Source organism: Dietzia sp. oral taxon 368 (genome assembly GCF_002999155.1).
Classification (GTDB): domain Bacteria; phylum Actinomycetota; class Actinomycetes; order Mycobacteriales; family Mycobacteriaceae; genus Dietzia; species Dietzia cinnamea.
In genome coordinates, this window is the sequence record NZ_CP027238.1 from 704,660 (window position 1) to 720,345 (window position 15,686).

The window sequence follows — 15,686 nt, forward strand, 5'->3', positions numbered from 1 at the left end:
GGCCTGGCGCCGCCTGCGGCCACACACGACGCGAGCCCCGCACCCGTCTGCTCGGGGTGCGGGGCTCGCGGGTCCGGTGGCCGGACCGGAGATCAGGGAGCGGGCTGCGTCGGGACCGCGCTGCCGGCCTGCTGCCCGGCGCCCGGGACCGGGAGTCCGTCGTCGGTGGTGGCCTGGCCGCCGCCCTCGTCTCCACCCTCACCGGGGATGCCGGTCGCGGTGGTGCCGGCCTCGAAGTCCTCGATCGTGTCCGGGTCGTCGGTCTCCTGCGTCTCCGGGATGGAGGAGTGGGGCGCGGACTCCTCGGAGTACGTGGGCAGCGTGTACGGCGCGTCGGGATCGGCCGGCTCCTGGTTGGGGCTGCACGCGGCCACGGCGAACGCGAGGGCGAGTGCGGGAGCCGCGACCAGGATGCGGCGGGCGGTCTGACGCGGGGCCATGGGGGCTCCTTCGATCTCGGGAGGCTGCAAGTCGCTACTGGGCGTGCGTCCCGCGGACGGGCCGGACGCGTGGGCTCATCATATCCTCAGGGGTCAGCGGTCGAGATCCTGGGTGACGATCACGATCACCCCGGGAGCCTCCCCCGCCAGATCCGCCGGACGCGGCTTGGCGGTGATCCCCAGCTGGGCGGCGATCGCCTGCGCGGCCTGCTGCTCACCGGGCCCGGTGCCGTAGAAGGCGGTGGACTCCGCCACCACGCCGCGGTTGGACGGCATGTTGGCCACGTCGCCCACCGCGAAGCCGCTCTCGCGCAGCGCCTCGCCCGTGCGGGCTGCCAGGCCGGTGACGGTGCTGTTGTTGAAGATCTGCACCGGCACGCTGGTCACGTCCGGTCCGGGCGCGCCGGGCTGGGCGGGAGGCTGCCCGGCCGCGGGCGGGTCGGCCGGGGCGGCGGGATCGCCGGGCTGGGCCTCGCCGCCGGCCTCGCCGGACGCTCCCGCCGCGCCGTCCTGACCACCGGGGGCGCCGCCCTGGGCGGGTGCACCCTCAGCCCCGCCGGCCTCACCCTGCGCGGGCTGGCCGTCCGCGTCCTGACCGGCCGAGGCGTCCTGCTCGACCTGGGAGGTGCCCTCGTCGGCGGTGGGGGCCGCCTCGTCGTCGTCGCCCCCGAACAGCTGCACCAGCCCGATGCCCACGGCGAGCACGACCGCCGACAGCAGCACCATCGCGATGGCGCGGTACGGCGGGCCGCTGGGCTCGTCGGGGTCGCCAGCGCCCGGGCCGTAGGGGTCGTCGGCGTCGTACGGGCCACCGTCCCGGGGGTCGCCGTACTGTGCGTCGTCGTACCGGGGATCGCCGTGGTCGGGGTCGCCGGGCTGCGGGGCGTACTGCGGGTTCTCGGACTGGGAGCTCACGCGCCCGAGTCTAGGTCAGTCGAGGCGCATTCCCAGGTTGCGCGCCGCGCGTGCCTTCTGGCGGCTCGAACGCATGCGGCGCAGCCGCTTGACGAGCAGGGGATCGGCGGCCAGCGCCTCGGGGCGGTCGATGAGGTCGTTGAGGATCTGGAAGTAGCGGGTGCCCGACATGTCGAACTGCTGCCGGATCGCCTCCTCCTTGGAACCGGCGAACTTCCACCACTGCCGCTCGAACTCGAGCATCTTCTGATCCCGCTCCGACAGGACGGGGTCGGCGGCGGGCAGCGGACCCTCCCGGTCGCCTCCGGTGGTTGCCTCACGCGTCGCGGCAGCCGATCGACCCATGCGCGCACCTCCTCGTGTACCAACGGGCACCGCACCCGACGCCCAGGCCAGCAACCCGGCCAGCAGTCCGGCCAGATCACACCGTTGTGATTCCCCCGTAGTGAACCACACGCCTCCGACACCCCGCCATCGCCGGCGCACTAGAATCGGCGACCATGGCCGTCCGTCCCATCGTCATCCTCGGCGATCCCGCGCTCCACGCGCCCACCGAACCCGTCACCGAGTCCCCCGAGGAGATCGCGGACCTCGTCCGGGACCTCTACGACACCATGGACGCCGCCAACGGGGTGGGGCTGGCCGCCAACCAGATCGGCGTCCGCAAGCGCGTGTTCGTCTACGACTGCCCCGACCTGGACACCGAGGACGGCGAGGGCGTCTCGCGCGAGGAGGTCGAGGCGCGCGGCGGCTGGCTCAACCGGCGCGGCTGCGTGATCAACCCGGTCCTGGAGACGTCCGAGATCCCCGAGACCATGCCGGACCCCGAGGACGACCTCGAGGGCTGCCTGTCCGTCCCGGGCGTCAACTTCCCGCGCGGGCGTGCGTGGTGGGCGCGGGTGACCGGCACCGACGAGCACGGCGAGCCGGTGTCCGTGGAGGGGTACGGCCTGTTCGCCCGCTGCCTGCAGCACGAGGTCGGCCACCTGGACGGCTTCGTCTACACCGACCATCTCATCGGGCGGAACAAGAAGGCCGCCAAGCGCCACATCCGCGACGCGGGCTGGGGTGTGCCGGGCCTGAGCTGGGATCCGGCCACCGACCCGGACCCGTTCGCCGACGAGGAGGACTGGGACGGCGACGACGACGAGGTCGTCACCGACCATGGCTGAGCAGGACCGGGGTCTGTCGGGTCGGTCCCGGTGGAACTCCGGCCGCCGGGTGGCGGTGGGCGAACGCGTGGTCGTGCGTCGCCATCTGGCTCCCGGTGAGGCCTCGCACCTGTACACGGACGTCATCGGTCACGTGGTGGCGCTCGAGCCGGAGCTGATCGTCCGCCGGGAGTCCGGCGAGGAGCTGCGGATCCCCGACGCGGACGTCGCCGTGCTCAAGGTCCTGCCCCCGCGGCCGGTGCGGGCCCGCGACGTCCGGGCGCACGAGTACGCGGGTGCGCTGGCGTGGCCGTGCCCCGAGTACGAGCTGGTCGACGGCTGGTTCTGTCGGGCCGGCGACGACTGGTCGTATCGCGGGAACTCGGCCGTGCCCGTCCTGCCGTGGGCCAGTTGCGAGGACCTCGACGGGGTGCGCGACTGGTACGCCGCCCGCGGCCTGCCGCTGCGGTTGGTCGACGTCGAGCGGCTCGTGAAGGTCGAGCGCATGATGCTCGACGGCGCGCCGGTGGACTCCGCGCGGATCCGCGCCGACCGTGACCTGTTCCTCTGCACTGCGGACAGCGAGGCGCTGCTCGCCGTGGTCGACGCCGCCTTCCCGGCCGACACCCGGCCCGCCGTCACCCTGGCCGACCGCCCCGACGACGACTGGCTGGCCCTCTACCACGCCACCGCCGACCTGGACCCCGAGCGCGTGCGGCCCGCGATGCTCGCCACGGCCGGCATCCTCACCGACGGTCCGGACAGCGGCGATCCCGGCCCCGGCGGCCACGTCGTGTTCGCCCGCCTCGAAGAGGGCGGCGAGCTGGCCGCCATCGCCCGCGGCGCCGTCACCGCCGGGCCCGACGGGCAGGCGCGCGTCGCCGTGTCCTGCGTGCAGACCGCCGACGCCCACCGCCGCCGCGGCCTCGCGGAGGTCGTCACCGGCGCGCTCGTCGACTGGGGACTCGGCCTGGGCGCGCGGGAGTGTCACCTGCACGTGTTCGCGGACAACACCGCCGGGCGCGGCCTGTGGGCCAAGCTCGGACTCGAACCGCACCATTCGCTGCGGCACCTCGTCGTCGTCGACCAGTCCCCGCCTCCCACGGTGACGCCGCCGCGCGGCGCGCAATAGACTCGCACCCATGCGCCTGGCCACCTGGAATGTGAACTCGATCCGAGCCCGCAAGGACCGCGTGCTCGCCTGGCTCGACCGGTCCGACGTCGACGTCCTGGCGATGCAGGAGACCAAGTGCAAGGACGAGCAGTTCCCCGAGGAGGACTTCCGCGAACTGGGCTACGAGGTCGCCCACCACGGCCTGAGCCAGTGGAACGGCGTCGCCGTGGCCTCCCGCGTCGGGCTCGAGGACGTGCGGCTCGGCTTCGACGGCATGCCCGGCTTCCACAAGGACCCCGAGCAGTCCCAGGACCCGGAGGCGCGCGCGATCTCCGCGGTGTGCGACGGCGTCCGCGTCTACAGCCTCTACGTGCCCAACGGCCGAGAACTCTCCGACCCCCACTACACGTACAAGCTCGAGTGGCTGGCCCGACTGCGTGACCACGCCGCCGCCGAGCTGGTCGCCGACCCCGACGCCCAGGTCGCGCTCGTGGGCGACTGGAACGTCGCGCCGCTCGACGAGGACGTGTGGGACATGGAGGTCTTCGAGGGCAAGACCCACGTCTCCGGCCCCGAGCGGTTCGCCTTCGCCGCCTTCGACGGCGCCGGGTTCCGCGAGGTCACCCGCGAGTACACCCCCGGGCCGGGCGTCTACACCTACTGGGACTACACGGGGCTCAGCTTCCCCAAGCGCAAGGGCATGCGCATCGACTTCCAACTGCACTCCCCCGCGTTGGCCGCGCGGGTGAGCGGGGCGTTCATCGACCGCGAGGAACGCAAGGGAAAGGGCGCCTCGGACCACGCCCCGGTCGTGGTGGACCTCCACTAGACCCCGCCGCTCCCGGGTCATCTGAAACGCTCGACACCACCTCACGCCAGGAGACCGACCACATGTCCACGTTCCAGCTACGTCACTACATCGATCGGCTCCGCGCCGAGGGCTACACGGTTCGCGACGACCACGGCGAGGACCCCGACCTCATCGACATCAATGGCCGGGCCGTGGACACGTGGCGGGAGAACTACCCGTACGACAACCGGATGGACCGGAACCATTACGAAGTCGAGAAGTACCTGCTGCAGATCGAGCTGCTCAAGTTCCAACGGTGGCAGGCCGAGACCGGGCACCGGCAGATCATCGTGTTCGAGGGTCGCGACGCCGCCGGCAAGGGCGGCACGATCAAGCGGTTCACCGAGTACATCAACATCCGGCAGTCTCGCACGGTGGCGCTGATCAAGCCCACCGAGACCGAGATGCACCAGTGGTACTTCCAGCGCTACGTCAGCCACCTGCCCAGCCGCGGTGAGCTCGTCCTGTTCGACCGGTCCTGGTACAACCGGGCCGGCGTTGAACGGGTGATGGGATTCTGCACCGACTCGCAGTACGAGACGTTCATGGAGCAGGCGCCGATGTTCGAGAAGATGCTGGTCGACTCGGGAATCGGGGTCACCAAGTTCTGGTTCTCCGTCACCCGCGAGGAGCAGAAGACCCGGTTCGCGATCCGCCAACTCGACCCGGTGCGGCGCTGGAAACTCTCGCCCATGGACCTGGAGTCGCTCGACAAGTGGGACAAGTACACGGACGCCAAGGAGGAGATGTTCCGGCGCACGGACACCGACCACGCGCCGTGGATCACCATCAAGTCCAACGACAAGAAGCGCGCCCGCATCAACGCGATGCGCTACTTCCTCCACCAGTTCGACTATCCGGAGAAGGACCCCCAGGTCGTGTTCGCGCCGGACCCGAAGATCGTCCGGCGGGGCAAGGACGCCGTCGGGGACTGACTGAGCCTGCGAAGGAAGCGCCCCGCGCGCAGACGCCGTCGGGGACTGATTGCTCGCGCGGGAATGTCTGGGCGCCGTGGGGCCTTGCACGGGGTATGAGCCATTCCAATGATCCGGCCGTCATCGAGCGTCTGCTGTCCGAGAAGGGGCGGTGGGCCGTCGTCGGTCTGTCCTCGAACACCTCGCGCACCGCGTACCGGATCGCCGCGTTCGTCCGGGACCTCGGTCACGAGATCGTGCCCGTCCATCCGAAGGCCGAGACGGTCCACGGTCAGCAGGGGTATCCGGACCTGGCGTCGGTCCCCGGCGAGATCGACGTCGTGGACGTGTTCGTCAACTCCGAGCTCGCCGGGGGCGTGGTCGACGACGCCATCGCCAAGGGCGCGAAGGCCGTCTGGCTGCAGCTGGGCGTGATCGACGAGGCCGCCGCGCAGCGGGCCAAGGAGGCCGGTCTCGACGTGGTCATGGACGCGTGCCCGGCGATCGAGGCACCGCGCCTGGGCCTGTCCTGAGGCGTACGGGCGCGCCGCCGACCCGGCACCGGGTGGGCGGCGCGCGTGCGCCGGCCGAGCGTTAGTAGCCGCTCGAGGCCAGGCCGACCATCGCGAAGATGAAGATCAGGTACAGGATGATGAGGACCGCCACGATCGCGAGCGAGATCATCCCGAGCCGCTTGGCGGTCGCACTGGCGGCCTCGGCCTCGGCGTGCCGCCCGGCGGCCCAGAGCGGGTAGACCTCCAGCGCCCGCGTCATCGCGATGAACGACAGGGGCCAGAAGAACAGGATCGAGGCGACCGCCCACCCCACGTTCGACGGCGGCCCGGGCCGGGCACCGGGAGCCGCGGCGAAGCCGCCCGAACCGGAGTACGCGGGCGTCTGCGAGCCGTAGCCACCCTGCCCGTAGGAGCCCTGCCCGTACGCCTGCTGCCCGTAGGCCTCCTGGCCGTAGCCGCCTGTCCCGTACGAGCCCTGCCCCGCCCCGGACTGGCCGCCGTATCCGGATTGTGCGGAGTAGTCCGTGTACCCGGACGAGGAGGTGTTGTCGGCGTTGTCGGCGTTGTCGCCCTGCGGCGGGTAAATCATGAGGTGTCCTGTTCGCTGGCCGGTCTTCCGCCGCCCACACTACGGATCGGGTCGGACATCCTCCCCGTCGTGGCGAGCATCCTCCCCGCCGTGGCGAGGCCGGCCGTGGTGCGCGCGGCGTGACGCGGCGTGTCAGTTGGCGGCGACGAGCAGCTGGTACTCGGGGAACCGCACGAGGAAGCGGCGCACGTAGCTGCACACCGGGCGGATCTTCAGCCCGTCGAGCCGCAGGCGGGTGAGGACCAGGCTCACCAGCAGTCGGGCGATGCCCTGCTGACCGAACCGCTCCTCGATCACGGTGTGCAGGAGGATGTAGACGTCGCCGTCCTTCTCGTACCCGACCAGTCCCATGAAGGTCTCGCCGTCCCACAGCTCGAAACGGTCTCTATCGGTGTTGTGGACGAGCTTGAGCGAAGTTCCGCCGGTCATCTCGACTCCTTAGGGCCGACCGAGTATCGATTCCGACCCTACCCCTGAAGGGCGGCCCAGTCCGGCGCATCGCGAGCGTGAATCCGCGGGCACCCCGGCGCGGGTCAGAGGTCGCGGCGCGGGTCAGGCGTCGCGGCGCAGGGTCATCACCAGGCCCACGCCCCACAGGACGACGCACACCGCGGCGTAGAGCGCGAACGCCGGCCACTCGCCCCAGGTGATGTAGCCCTTGGCTGCCTCACCCTGGGTCCAGTAGTCACCGTTGGCGAACGGCATCCACCCCGCGAGGTCCTCACCCACCTTCGGGATGAGCGACACCATCCCCTCGAGCGCCAGGATCCACACGAGGAACAGGGAGATCGTCCCGGCGGCGTTGCGCATGATGTACGCCAGTCCCATGACCGCGAGAGTGCCGAGTGCCGCGTAGACGGGGAAACGCCAGAGGTAGGTGAGTCCGTCACCGGAGAACGGCGTCCACGACTCGTTGCCGGACAGCGCCCCCGCCACCAGCAGCGCGACGATCACCGAGACGGCGGTGACGACGATCGACAGGATCGTGAACAGCACGGTCTTGGCGACGATCGCGGGCCAGCGCGACGGCGTCGTCAGGTAGGTCGCCTTGGCGGTGTGGTAGCGGTACTCGCCGGTGACGCCGACGATCGCGGCGATCCACACCAGCAGGACGGTGAACGCGCTGACCCCGAGGATGGCGAACAGCGGGTCGCTGCCGCCGCCGGCCTCGCCGGCGACCGGGTCGGTGGCGGACTGGTCGAACTGGCCGATGATCACGGCCAGCAGGACGGCCAACGCGATACCGATCGCGTACAGCCAGTAGGCGCTCTTGGTGGTGGTGACCTTGATCCACTCGGACTTCAGCAGGTTCATCGGGTGGACTCCTGACCGTGGTACTCGACGTCCTGGTCGGTGAGGGCCATGAAGGCCTCCTCCAGCGACGCCCGCTTCTCGTGCAGCTCGTGGACGGTGATGCCCAGGCTGGCGGCGAGGTCGCCCACCTGGGGGGCCCGCAGGCCGTCGATCAGGAACACGCCCTGCTGGGGGTCGAACGTGGCCTGGACGTTCTCGGAACGCGCGGCCTGGGTGAACTCGTCGACGTGCGGCGTACGCAGGATGACCGAGGACTTGGCGGCCGAGAGGAACTCCTCGACCGAGGTCTGCGCACGCAGCTTGCCGCGACCGATCACCACGAGGTCCTGGGCGGTCTGCGCCATCTCCGACAGCAGGTGGGAGGACACGAGCACCGTGCGGCCCTCGGCGGCGCGGGCGTGCATGAAACGTCGGATCCACAGGATGCCCTCCGGATCGAGCCCGTTGACGGGCTCGTCGAACAGCAGCACCTCGGGGTCACCGAGCATGGCGGTGGCGAGGCCCAGTCGCTGACGCATGCCGAGCGAGTACCCGCCCACCTTGCGGCCGGCGACGTCGCTCAGGCCCACCAGGGCGAGCACCTCGTCGACGCGGGTCGCGGGCAGGCCGGCCGCTGCGGCGATCATCTTCAGGTGCGCGGACGCGGAACGGTTGGCGTGCGTCCAGGAGGCGTCCAGCAGGCAGCCGACCGTGTGCGCGGGCTGCTCGAGTTCGCGGTACGGCCTGCCGTTGACGAGCGCCTCCCCTGACGTCGGATTGTCCAGACCGACGATCATGCGCATCGTCGTGGACTTACCGGCACCGTTCGGGCCGAGGAAGCCGGTGACGACGCCGGGGCGGACGGTGAAGCTGAGGTCGTCGACGGCGAGGGAGCCGCCGTAGCGTTTGGTGAGATTCCGTACCTCGATCATGGCCACCAGTGTGCCTGCCGCAGACCCGGCGTCGTGTGTCCACCTACTCAGCCCGCGTACAGCAAGAGCAGGTCTAGGCTCGTGACCATGGACGATGTCACGCCCGAACCGGACCGCCGGCTGCCGGCGGTCCGCGCCTCGGACGCCGAGCGGGAGGCGACCGCTCAGCTACTACAGGAGTCGTACTCGGAGGGCCGGTTGACCCTCGCCGAGTTCGACGAGCGGACCGCCGCGGCGTACGGCGCCCGGTTCCGGTCCGAACTGCTGGAGCTGACCCACGACCTGCCGGTCGCGCACCATCAGCTCGAGTCGACGTTGGCGGAGCGGCCGCACCGCGCACCCGAACGGCGGGTCACGGGCGGCAGCGGGCCCGCCACCTCCATCGCGGTCATGGGCGGCGTGGAGCGCACCGGGTCGTGGACCCTGCCGGCCGAACACACCGCGGTCGCGCTGATGGGCGGTATCGAGATCGACCTCAGGCGCGCGTCGCTGCAGTCCCGCGAGACCGTGATCCGGGCGTTCGCGATCATGGGCGGTATCGAGATCAACGTCCCGGACGACGTCCACGTGGAAGTCGACGGGATCGGCTTCATGGGCGGTTTCGCGGAGGAGTCGGGCCGATGGAAGCCCGATCCCCGGCCGGTCCGTCAAGCGCCGCCCGGCGCTCCTGTCCTGAGGATCACGGGTCTCGCGCTGATGGGCGGGGTCGAGGTACGCCGAGTACCACGCGTCGAGCAGTGATCCGGCGGGCGGAGCCCCGGGCGTCTCAGTCGATCGGCGGGCTGGAGGCCTGCGCCCAGAAGCGCTTGGGGATGCGCCCGGCGACGCGGGCGGCGTGCCCGGCCCGGACGGCCTCGCGCATCGCCGCGGCCATGAGCGGCGGGTTCTCCGCCCGGGTGACGGCGGTGGCGAGCAGGACACCGTCGCAGCCGAGCTCCATGGCCAGTGCGGCGTCGGAGGCGGTGCCGATCCCCGCGTCGCAGATCACCGGGACCCCGGCGCGCTCGACGATCATCTCCAGGTTGTGCGGGTTGCAGATGCCCAGCCCGGTGCCGATCGGCGCGCCCAGGGGCATCACGGCCGCGCAGCCCACATCCTCCAGTCGGCGGGCCAGGACGGGATCATCGGTGGTGTAGGGGAGGACGACGAATCCGTCGTCGACCAGGTCCTCGGCCGCCTCGACGAGTTCCAGTCCGTCGGGCAGGAGCGTGCGCTCGTCGGCGATCACCTCCAACTTGACCCAGTTGGTGCCGAGCGCCTCGCGGGCCAGGCGGGCCGTCTTGACCGCCTCTGAGGCACTCCGGCACCCGGCGGTGTTGGGCAGCGGGCGGATGCCGAGCTCGCGCAGCAGCCCGAGTAGTCCGAGGCCGTCCGAGCCGAGGCGCAGGTCGACCTTGCGGATCGACACGGTGGTCAGGGCGGTGCCCGAGGCGATCAACGCCTCGCGCAGGACCTCCTGGTTGCCGGCACCGCCGGTGCCGGTGATGAGCCGGGAGCCGATCTCCTCACCGGCGATGACCAGCGGCGAGTCCAGCACCTCGGCGACGCGCGCCCCGTGGTCGGGGGCGGCGGGCGCGTCGACGGGGCCGGGGGCGGCCTCAGCCACCCTGGACCGCCGTGAGGACGTCCACCTCCGCGCCGGCGTCGAGCGGGGTGTCACCCCAGCTCGAGCCGGGCACGACCATGCCGTCGACGGCGATCGCGACGCCCTCGTCGGGCAGGTCCAGTTCGGCGACGAGCGCGCGGACGGTCGCGCCATCGGCCAGGGTGCGGTCCTCACCGTTCACGGTGACGATCATGGGGGCCTCCTGCAGGAAGTCGTGACGTACGGCACCACCGTAGCCGTCGGGCACGACCGGGGTCAGGAGCGGGCGAAGCGGTCGGGTACCGCCGCGCCCGCCGCCCCCGGGACGGCCCGCCCCAGCAGCGTCGCGACGACGGCCGCAGCGGTGACCGGCGTCAGCGCAATCCCGTTGCGGCCGTGCCCGGTGGCGTGGACGATCCGCAGGTCGCGAGGGTCGGCCCCGAGAATCGGCAGATTGTCCGGCGACATCGGCCGCAGCCCGGCGATCGTCTCGGCCAGCTCGTACTCGCCTATGCCGGGGAAGATCGTCTCGGCGTCGGCGAGCAGGTCGCGGACCCCGGCGACGGTGACCTGCCGGTCGTCGCCGTGTTCGTACTGGGTGGCGCCCACGACGAGGCCGCCGGCGCGCGGCACCAGGTACAGCGGCCGGCCCCGGACGAAGGCGCGCACGACGCCGCGGGGCGGGTCTTCACACCCGGGGCGGGACCGCAGGCGGAGCACCTCGCCCTTGACCGGGCGCACGGGCAGGCCCGCCAGGTCGGCGGAGCCGGTGCCCGCGGCGAGGACGACGCGGTCCGCGTCGAGGTCGTCGAGAGAGGCGACGGCGCCGCGCACCCAGGTCACTCCCTCGGCGCGACAGGCACGGGTGAGGGCGGCGAGCAGGACCCGGTTGTCGACGGCGCCCTCGGAGTCCATCCGGTAGGCGGCGCGGGCGACCCGGGCCAGTGACGGCTCGGCCTCCCGGAGCTCGCGGCGGGTCACGCGACGCAGATCGGCCTCGGTGACGCCGCCGTTGGTGCCGGCCGGGTCGGTGCCCCGTGTCGGGTCGGGCTGGCTGGCCGCCCACTCCATGGCCATGTCGAGGTCCCGGGCGTCTGCCTCGTCGACCGCCAGCATGTGCGTGTACCCGGCCGTGCGGACGGGGGGACCGGGTGGGACGTGGGGGGCGAGCGCGTCGAGGAAGCCCGGCCACCTCCGGAGCGAGTCCACGCCGAGCGCGAACACCGCCTCCTCCCCCGGCCACGCCTCGCTGAACGGGGCGAGCATCCCGCCCGCGACCCACGCGGCGCCCGAGGTGGGGACGCCGCCGGGCCCGGAATCGTCGGGCTCGTGGACGACGACCTCATCGGCGGCGCCGGACCGGGCGATCGCCCAGGCGCAGGCCAGGCCGATCACCGAGCCGCCGACCACCACGACCCGCCCCGCACCGATACGGGCGGCGGGCGGGGCGGGGTCGACGGTCATGGCGGCCAGCCTAGTAGGGGCCATCACCTACCGTTAAACCCATGACCGCCCGCGCCGACCGCCTCCGTGCCCGCCTCGCCGACGCCCGCCTCTACCTCTGCATCGACGCCCGCCGGCACCTCGACGACGACGCCCGCGCGCAGGGCTGGACGGGCGACTTCCCCGCCCTGCGCCGCGACGTCACGGCCGCCCTGGCGGGCGGCGTCGACATCGTGCAACTGCGGGACAAGAACTCACCCGGCGACCGCGACCTCGGGCCCCTGGAGGCCGGGCACGAGCTGCGCGCGCTCGCGGTGATGCGGGACGTCTGCGATGCCCACGGCGCGCTGCTCTCGGTCAACGACCGCGCCGACGTGGCGGTGGCCGCCGGCGCCGACGTGCTGCACGTCGGGCAGGACGACCTACCCGTGGAGTGGGCGCGACGGATCGTCGGCGACGACGTGGTGATCGGCCTGTCGTGCCACGCGACGGACGAGGTCGACGCCGCGGCGGCGAACCCGGTGGTGGACTACTTCTGCACCGGCCCCGTGTGGCCGACCCCCACCAAGCCGGGCCGCCACGCCCCGGGGCTCGGGCTCGTGCGGCACGCGGCCGGGCTGGGCGGCGGGCCGGCCGCGGCGCCCAAGCCGTGGTTCGCCATCGGCGGGATCGACCCGGACACCTTGCCCGAGGTGCTGGCCGCCGGGGCGAGCCGCGTGGTCGTCGTCCGCGCGATCACCGCGGTCGCGGACCCCACCGCCGCAGCCCGCGAACTCCGGGCCGCCCTCGACTGAGCGCCCCGCCCCAGCCCGCCGCGGTCAACTCCTTGGTCAGCGTCCTGCGCAGAACCTGCCGGGGCTTGCGGTCGAGCGAATCCCCACCTCGTCGTCGTCCCCCTCCCCCGGCCTGGCCGGTGCGCCCGGCCTGCCCGGTCGGGTCGTCTCCCGGCTTTCGTCCCCACGAGTCGGGCGCCGGCCCCGGCACCAGGGTGAGGGCCTTACCCAGCCCCCACGCCGGCCACTCGACGCGCGCGTGGTCGACCTGCACCCTCGCGCGGCGGCCGCGCAGCACGAGGGTCATCACGCCGTTGTCGAACCACACGCCGTCGGACACCCGCCACCGCACCTCGGGGTCGCGCACGCCCACCGCCCGCGCGAGGCGACGCGTCAACGCCGGCAGGGGCTCGCGCACCGACAGCCGGTTCACCGCGCGGATCGACTTCTGCAGCGGGTTGCGGAACGGCGACATCACCAGCTGGTGCACGCGCGTCGGCGAGTCCGCCACGCGCTGCGCAGTGAGCTCCACCTCCTCGAGATACGAACAGTGCACGTCGCCGCCGAGCAGCAGGATCGACGCGGGCGCCGGACGCCCATCCCCCGCGGCGACCTCGGTGAGCAGCCCCACGAGGTCGTCGAAGCTGTTGCGGAACGCGCCCCAGTGCTCGAGGTCCACCGCGCGCCGCGCCCACTCCCCGAACCTCGCGGACACCGGCATCTCCGGGCGATGGCGCGCCACCGCCTCGTTCCACCCCTCCACGTGGTGCAATGCCGGCAGCATGAACGCGGGCAACGACGAACCGATCACCAGGTGGTCCACGTCCGCGTCCAGGCACGCGTCCCGCGTCCACGCCCACTCGTCGGCGTCCATCACCCGCCGGTCCTCCGGATCCAGGTGCCGCGACGCCCGCACGTCGAGCATCACCACCCGCACCCGACCGAAGTCGCGCTTGTAGCTCCACTGGACCGTGCCGCGCTCGGAGTCCGCGGCCACGGCGAAGTCCTCCAGCAGGCGCACGCGCTCCGCGTCGGAGGCGGCGCCCCGCAGGGCCTGGTACGTCTCGTTCGCCTCGAGCTCGTCCGGCGCGAGGTTGCCGAGGTGCTGGTAGACGAAGTAGCTGGAGAACGCGCCGATCACGCGGTCGCGCCACCACGGCTGGGCGGTCATCTCGCGCCGCCACGCGTACGAGGAGTTCCAGTCGTCGCGCAGGTCGTGGTCGTCGAGGATCATGCAGCTCGGCACGGTCGACAGCAGCCAGCGCACGTCCGGGTCCCGCCACGACTCATGGTAGAGCCAGGAGTACTCCTCGAAGTCGCAGATCTCGTCCGAGACGTCGCGGTCGCCGCCCGCGCCCGCCGAGTCCCGCACCGACTGCGGCCCCAGACCGGCGTCGCGGCGCTCGGCGAGGCGCTCGGTGATCTCGCGGCTGGGGATGTCCGCGTACACCTGGTCGCCGAGGAGCAGCATCGCGTCCGGCCACTCGCGGCGCGGCGCCTGCGCCATCCGGTGCGCCAGCCCCACCAGCGCGTCGGCGCCGATCTCCCGCAGCGCCTCCGGCGTCTGGCTCTCACCACGCCGGCACGAGCCGAACGCCAGCCGCACGGTGTCGTCAGCGCGGGGCGTGCAGATCACACTGGGCCTTCCCGGGTCGACCGGCCAGACCTGCTCGCCGTCGAGCTCCACCGAGTACGGCGTCTCCTCCCCCTCACGCAGGTGGCACAGGTGCAGCACGGCGAAGTGGTGACCGTGCACGCCCCAGGTCCGTTCGGTGGCCACCTCGTCGCCAGCGCGGATCGTCACCTCGCACGGGGCGGAGACCTCGACCCACACCGTCGCGTCGGTGCTGTCGACGTACCGGAGCAGCGGGCCCAGGACGAGCTCGGGTGTGCGGGCGGATGCGGTCATGCGCACCAGTGTGCACCCGCGCGGCGGGTGGGCGGGACCGGTCCGTCGAGCGGAACGCCGAGGGTTACCCGAGGAGGGTCCGGGGCCCGACGACGAGGACGTTCTCCGGCAGCCTGTCCCGCAATCCCCGATCGGCCGTGACCACCACGACCCGTCGGGGCCCGCCATCTAGCTCGGTGGCCAGGTCGACGATCGCGTCGTCACCGGAACCCGGCGCGCGGTGCACCACGAACGGGCCCGAGTGCTCGGCGGCGCGGGCGGCACCCTCGATCACGGCGTGCGCGCGGGCGACCCAGCCGAAGGCGGCCGCCGGGGCGGGCGGCTCGGCCGGGTGCGATCCTCCGGTCTGGGAGGGTCGTCCGGTCGACGCGGACAGTTCGAGGGTGCGGGGCATCCCGGCGCCCAGCTCGTCGAGCAGACGCCCGGTCGCGCCGGCCCGGTCCCGCCACCAGCCGTCGGGGCGCGAGCCGAGAACGTTGGCCACGTCCACCACCAGCTCGACCGGCTCGGACCGCAGCCCGCCCGCCCACGCCTGCGCGAACGCCGGCATGAGCGGCAGGTCCGCCACCCGCGTCTCCGGCACCCAGCGCAGCTCGAGGCTCTCGTTGTTGGGCACCGTCTCCAGCGGGCGCGGCGCGTCGGCGATCACGGTCGTGTACGTCCACTCGACCGAGTCGGGGGACTCTTGGACCAGCGGTGGCAGCGCGCGGGGGCGGCGGTCGGCCCCGGCGGCTACGTCGGCCCCGGCGGCCCCGGCGGCCGCGTCGGCGCCGGACTCGTCGAGCTCCTCGTCATGCCTCTGATCGGGGCGCAGCCGACGCAGCATCTCCGCGGCGTGGCGCATGTCCAGGCCGGGCCGGTGCCAGACCGTGCCGGGCATGCGGGAGGTCACCACCTCGGCGCGGACCACGACGTCGGCGGGCCGGATCTCCGCCTCCTCCTCGGTCTCGCGCAGTGCGGCGCGGGGCGCGTCCTCGTACGAGTCGCGCGCGCCGCCGGGCAACGCCCACGTGTCACCGGAGGCGGTCCACGCCGCGCGGTGCTGCAACAACACCAGGGGGGTGTCGGGATCGGTGGGATCGGCGGCGCGCAGCAACAGCCCGGCGGCGCCGAACCGGCCCCACCGGCGATCACCGCCCGCGGACACCACCCAGCCGTTGCCGTCACCCTCGCTCGCCGTCACCGGACCTCCACCTCCTCCCCGGACGGGCCCACCCCCGTATCGGGCGGATCCTCGAGTCCTCCTCGACCAGTCTGCCCGAC

General features: G+C 72.7%; 19 protein-coding genes. 7 read left to right on the plus strand and 12 right to left on the minus strand.

Features of this window, described 5'->3' with window-relative positions; genetic code table 11:
* Positions 1-92 precede the first annotated feature (92 nt).
* From C3V38_RS03420 to C3V38_RS03430, 3 genes are all read right to left on the minus strand, one after another.
* Positions 93-440: a hypothetical protein gene (locus tag C3V38_RS03420; protein WP_061915318.1), complete on the minus strand. Its 348-nt coding sequence runs from the start codon at positions 438-440 to the stop codon at positions 93-95.
* 93 nt (positions 441-533) lie between these two features.
* Positions 534-1,355, minus strand: a complete 822-nt coding sequence (locus C3V38_RS03425; protein ID WP_254426066.1) for a LytR C-terminal domain-containing protein — start codon at positions 1,353-1,355, stop codon at positions 534-536.
* 15 nt (positions 1,356-1,370) lie between these two features.
* A complete protein-coding gene (locus tag C3V38_RS03430) occupies positions 1,371-1,700 on the minus strand; it encodes a DUF3263 domain-containing protein (protein ID WP_061227935.1) in 330 nt (109 codons plus the stop codon).
* Positions 1,701-1,855: 155 nt separating this feature from the next.
* Between C3V38_RS03430 and C3V38_RS03435 the strand changes: the two genes are divergently transcribed.
* The 5 genes from C3V38_RS03435 to C3V38_RS03455 all read left to right on the plus strand — a co-directional run bounded on the left by C3V38_RS03435 (position 1,856) and on the right by C3V38_RS03455 (position 5,917).
* On the plus strand, positions 1,856-2,527 hold the full coding sequence (locus tag C3V38_RS03435; protein WP_007630501.1) for a peptide deformylase: 672 nt from the start codon (positions 1,856-1,858) through the stop codon (positions 2,525-2,527).
* Complete coding sequence (locus C3V38_RS03440) at positions 2,520-3,638, plus strand: GNAT family N-acetyltransferase (RefSeq protein ID WP_061915315.1); 1,119 nt, start codon at positions 2,520-2,522, stop codon at positions 3,636-3,638. Before C3V38_RS03435 ends, C3V38_RS03440 begins: the two co-directional genes overlap by 8 nt.
* A 10-nt stretch (positions 3,639-3,648) precedes the next feature.
* On the plus strand, positions 3,649-4,449 hold the full coding sequence (locus tag C3V38_RS03445; protein ID WP_106385088.1) for an exodeoxyribonuclease III: 801 nt from the start codon (positions 3,649-3,651) through the stop codon (positions 4,447-4,449).
* Between the two features lie 62 nt (positions 4,450-4,511).
* A complete protein-coding gene (gene ppk2 / locus C3V38_RS03450) occupies positions 4,512-5,405 on the plus strand; it encodes a polyphosphate kinase 2 (RefSeq protein ID WP_106385089.1) in 894 nt (297 codons plus the stop codon).
* 95 nt (positions 5,406-5,500) lie between these two features.
* Complete coding sequence (locus tag C3V38_RS03455; RefSeq protein WP_007627320.1) at positions 5,501-5,917, plus strand: CoA-binding protein; 417 nt, start codon at positions 5,501-5,503, stop codon at positions 5,915-5,917.
* 61 nt (positions 5,918-5,978) lie between these two features.
* On the opposite strand, the gene C3V38_RS03460 is transcribed toward C3V38_RS03455, so the two are convergent.
* The 4 genes from C3V38_RS03460 to C3V38_RS03475 form a co-directional block, all read right to left on the minus strand.
* Positions 5,979-6,488, minus strand: coding sequence for a CD225/dispanin family protein (locus C3V38_RS03460; protein ID WP_106385090.1), 510 nt, complete (start codon positions 6,486-6,488; stop codon positions 5,979-5,981).
* A 132-nt stretch (positions 6,489-6,620) separates the two neighbouring features.
* The gene (locus C3V38_RS03465) at positions 6,621-6,917 is read right to left on the minus strand and encodes a GNAT family N-acetyltransferase (RefSeq protein WP_106385091.1); all 297 of its coding nucleotides are present in this window, start codon (positions 6,915-6,917) and stop codon (positions 6,621-6,623) included.
* Positions 6,918-7,040: 123 nt separating this feature from the next.
* Entirely contained in the window at positions 7,041-7,802 is a 762-nt protein-coding gene (locus C3V38_RS03470; RefSeq protein ID WP_106385092.1) for an ABC transporter permease, read from the minus strand.
* Complete coding sequence (locus C3V38_RS03475; protein ID WP_063973888.1) at positions 7,799-8,713, minus strand: ABC transporter ATP-binding protein; 915 nt, start codon at positions 8,711-8,713, stop codon at positions 7,799-7,801. Before C3V38_RS03475 ends, C3V38_RS03470 begins: the two co-directional genes overlap by 4 nt.
* 87 nt (positions 8,714-8,800) lie before the next feature.
* Between C3V38_RS03475 and C3V38_RS03480 the strand changes: the two genes are divergently transcribed.
* Positions 8,801-9,454: a DUF1707 domain-containing protein gene (locus C3V38_RS03480; RefSeq protein WP_063973889.1), complete on the plus strand. Its 654-nt coding sequence runs from the start codon at positions 8,801-8,803 to the stop codon at positions 9,452-9,454.
* A gap of 25 nt (positions 9,455-9,479) precedes the next feature.
* Here the strand turns inward: C3V38_RS03480 and C3V38_RS03485 are convergent, their stop codons facing one another.
* The 3 genes from C3V38_RS03485 to thiO form a co-directional block, all read right to left on the minus strand.
* The gene (locus tag C3V38_RS03485; protein WP_106386352.1) at positions 9,480-10,250 is read right to left on the minus strand and encodes a thiazole synthase; all 771 of its coding nucleotides are present in this window, start codon (positions 10,248-10,250) and stop codon (positions 9,480-9,482) included.
* A gap of 61 nt (positions 10,251-10,311) precedes the next feature.
* Positions 10,312-10,512, minus strand: a complete 201-nt coding sequence (gene thiS / locus C3V38_RS03490; protein ID WP_061228006.1) for a sulfur carrier protein ThiS — start codon at positions 10,510-10,512, stop codon at positions 10,312-10,314.
* A gap of 62 nt (positions 10,513-10,574) precedes the next feature.
* Entirely contained in the window at positions 10,575-11,762 is a 1,188-nt protein-coding gene (gene thiO, locus C3V38_RS03495) for a glycine oxidase ThiO (RefSeq protein WP_106385093.1), read from the minus strand.
* A gap of 41 nt (positions 11,763-11,803) precedes the next feature.
* Here thiO and thiE point away from each other — a divergent pair, with 41 nt between their 5' ends.
* The gene (gene thiE, locus C3V38_RS03500) at positions 11,804-12,535 is read left to right on the plus strand and encodes a thiamine phosphate synthase (RefSeq protein ID WP_106385094.1); all 732 of its coding nucleotides are present in this window, start codon (positions 11,804-11,806) and stop codon (positions 12,533-12,535) included.
* Here the strand turns inward: thiE and C3V38_RS03505 are convergent.
* Positions 12,477-14,423 carry an alkaline phosphatase D family protein gene (locus C3V38_RS03505; protein ID WP_106385095.1) on the minus strand — a complete coding sequence of 649 codons (1,947 nt, stop codon included), beginning with the start codon at positions 14,421-14,423 and terminating at the stop codon, positions 12,477-12,479. The genes thiE and C3V38_RS03505 overlap by 59 nt on opposite strands.
* A gap of 64 nt (positions 14,424-14,487) precedes the next feature.
* Positions 14,488-15,606 (minus strand): NUDIX domain-containing protein, encoded by a 1,119-nt coding sequence (locus C3V38_RS03510; protein ID WP_106385096.1) that lies wholly within the window; start codon positions 15,604-15,606, stop codon positions 14,488-14,490.
* Positions 15,607-15,686: the final 80 nt, after the last annotated feature.